Origin of the sequence: Faecalicatena contorta, from assembly GCF_021531995.1 — a bacterium.
Lineage (GTDB): Bacteria > Bacillota > Clostridia > Lachnospirales > Lachnospiraceae > Dorea_A > Dorea_A contorta_A.
The window spans coordinates 1-2,127 of sequence record NZ_JAFBIZ010000214.1 but is presented as its reverse complement, the minus strand read 5'-3'; the positions used below and the strand labels follow the sequence as shown (position 1 = coordinate 2,127).

5 protein-coding genes are annotated in these 2,127 nt (G+C 38.8%); all 5 read right to left on the bottom strand.

Going from position 1 to position 2,127, the window contains the following annotated elements; all coding sequences use genetic code 11:
- Positions 1–80: 80 nt before the first annotated feature.
- Positions 81–668: an SOS response-associated peptidase gene (locus JQM82_RS15345; protein WP_235251282.1), complete on the bottom strand. Its 588-nt coding sequence runs from the start codon at positions 666–668 to the stop codon at positions 81–83.
- 66 nt (positions 669–734) lie between these two features.
- Positions 735–1,076: a type II toxin-antitoxin system RelE/ParE family toxin gene (locus JQM82_RS15340; RefSeq protein ID WP_235251281.1), complete on the bottom strand. Its 342-nt coding sequence runs from the start codon at positions 1,074–1,076 to the stop codon at positions 735–737.
- 9 nt (positions 1,077–1,085) lie between these two features.
- Entirely contained in the window at positions 1,086–1,289 is a 204-nt protein-coding gene (locus JQM82_RS15335; RefSeq protein ID WP_235251279.1) for a hypothetical protein, read from the bottom strand.
- A gap of 43 nt (positions 1,290–1,332) precedes the next feature.
- A complete protein-coding gene (locus JQM82_RS15330) occupies positions 1,333–1,782 on the bottom strand; it encodes a hypothetical protein (protein WP_235251278.1) in 450 nt (149 codons plus the stop codon).
- The gene (locus tag JQM82_RS15325) at positions 1,769–2,092 is read right to left on the bottom strand and encodes a hypothetical protein (protein WP_235251277.1); all 324 of its coding nucleotides are present in this window, start codon (positions 2,090–2,092) and stop codon (positions 1,769–1,771) included. The genes JQM82_RS15330 and JQM82_RS15325 overlap by 14 nt, the downstream gene beginning before the upstream one ends.
- Between the last annotated feature and the right edge of the window lie 35 nt (positions 2,093–2,127).

Here is a 2,127-nt window from a genome sequence, read left to right as displayed (position 1 = left end):
TCGTAAGGAACTCCTGTGTGCTTAACCAAAAATGCCATAAAATAACACCGAGCCGCCTGATTAAATTCAGACGGCTCCTTTTACATTAAAAATAAACTCTGTTGTTCATAGTCCTGCCTTCGTGCCAACTGTGGCGGCTTTTTATGCAGTGCATATTCCAAAAACGTGTCTTCATATACCCAATCTTCCAATTCGGATCTTTCCAGAATCAACGGCATCCGATGATGCACAGGACTGACCGATTCATTTGCCTGGGTAGTTAAGATAATGAAATGGTCTTCATCCTGAAAGCGATTGTAAAAACCCGCCATGAATAAGACCGGCTGATTTTCTCTCAGGAAAGTAACTTTATTCTTATCCGGATCCCATTCATAAAACTGCTTTGCCGGAATGATACAGCGTCTGTGCATCACACTATCCCGGAACGACTTTCTTTCCAGAGCTGTTTCTGCTCTTGCATTAATCAGCAGCCCTTTTTTCTGATATTGCGGAAAGCCCCATAACATTTCTTCTGCCAGAAGATGTGGTTTCCTTCCGGTGATCACAGTTGCAGACTGAGAGGGATAAATATCACCCCTGCGCTCTCTTCTCAGTTTCTCATCCACCTCCCGGACCACTTTTTCTATTTCTCTGGCTGTATCATCATCCACATAATATCGTCCACACATTCCAATCTCTCCTCGTTTCGCAAGATCACTGATAGAAAAAGACAGCACAAAATGCTGCCTTATCCTCTATGAATTTCTCTTTATCCAGCGTTTTATTATGTATTCCCAATCCATACCATCCTGAAGCACACGAAGAATTGTAACCGTTGCAGTTCTTTCATCAATAGTATAAAACAGCAAATGATTACTTTGTGGCTTCATATAGATATTGTAACCTCGATACTGAAACCCTGTCGTTTCATATCCTGTCGGAAATACTTTTAATTGCATTGCTGCTGCTTTTATCTTTTGCGAAAAGCTTTCTGCATATTCACGATATTTGAAATGCTGGAGAATATATTTCTTTTTCTCTTTCACATCACGCTTACCGCTTTCAGCAATTACAACACGGTATTTCTTATTTTCCATTTGCGTTCCTTATACTGCGTCGATTTCCTCCCAGGCTTCCTCGATGGTCTGCACTCTGCCATTTTCCATATCGTCAATCGCCTCGTCCAGCTTTGCCAGCAGAACATCCATTGCATGATCAATTGTATAAGTTGCTTCTTGAGATTTTGTAGCCTGTGCCAATGCCATAACCATCACCCTTTCTCCACGGAAAATCTTTACTATCTTTATCATACTACTATCTGATGGAAATATCCATTTCTTTTTCATTTGGGATTCATGCACAACATTCAACCCTATTCTTATTTCTTTTGTATTGTACAATGTAAAGTAATTTCATATTAGGATCACTGAACTGTCTTTTAATCCCAGTTATATAATACTGATAATCCCTGCTAAAAAATCTGCCTTGAAGCCCCACTAATTGTTCTGCAATCTTTTCTGTTTCTTCAGAAATCAACGGATAGTTTTCGTATTTACCAGTCTTCAATGATTTTTTATGAATCTTTCTAACAACTATCTCGGAGGGTTTCAGATCATAAATATCACGCATTCTTAATCCGGTTTCTGCAGCAATCCGCAGAAATAAGATGCTTCCCAAATCATGTTGCTCATACAATTTTTGTAAAGCCACCATATATTGTTCTTTGATCTCTTGATCCGATAGCGGTATTCTCTTATTCAACAGCCTGTTTCCACATGATTTTCTGTAATTATTGTAGTACATTCACATTTTCCTCCGCTCGTTTCAACGGTTTCAAAAGAGACTCTGCATTACTGATAAACTGTTCCTTTGATTGATCCGCTATATAGATTTCCCATAATTGTTTATGTATCACTCTTACAGTAATTCCATTGCACTGATTCTCTAACATCTTCAGAAATGGAAAAATCATCGTTTTTTGAATATCCTTCCCTTCAAGTACATGATGTTCCTCCTGTCCGTACACCTCATATAGACATTCCAATATAATATTCATATCTGTCACAAACTTTATCATTGGTTTTTCATACTTCCTTTTCTGCACGGCTGCCATCTGAAACTCCTTTCACATCCGGACGGCTAATCCAT

Bases quoted from the DNA above. Each gene is read 5' to 3' on its own strand.
- JQM82_RS15345 (WP_235251282.1), bottom strand. From the start codon at position 668: ATGTGTGGACGATATTATGTGGATGATGATACAGCCAGAGAAATAGAA.
- JQM82_RS15340 (WP_235251281.1), bottom strand. From the start codon at position 1,076: ATGGAAAATAAGAAATACCGTGTTGTAATTGCTGAAAGCGGTAAGCGT.
- JQM82_RS15335 (WP_235251279.1), bottom strand. From the start codon at position 1,289: ATGATAAAGATAGTAAAGATTTTCCGTGGAGAAAGGGTGATGGTTATG.
- JQM82_RS15330 (WP_235251278.1), bottom strand. From the start codon at position 1,782: ATGTACTACAATAATTACAGAAAATCATGTGGAAACAGGCTGTTGAAT.
- JQM82_RS15325 (WP_235251277.1), bottom strand. From the start codon at position 2,092: ATGGCAGCCGTGCAGAAAAGGAAGTATGAAAAACCAATGATAAAGTTT.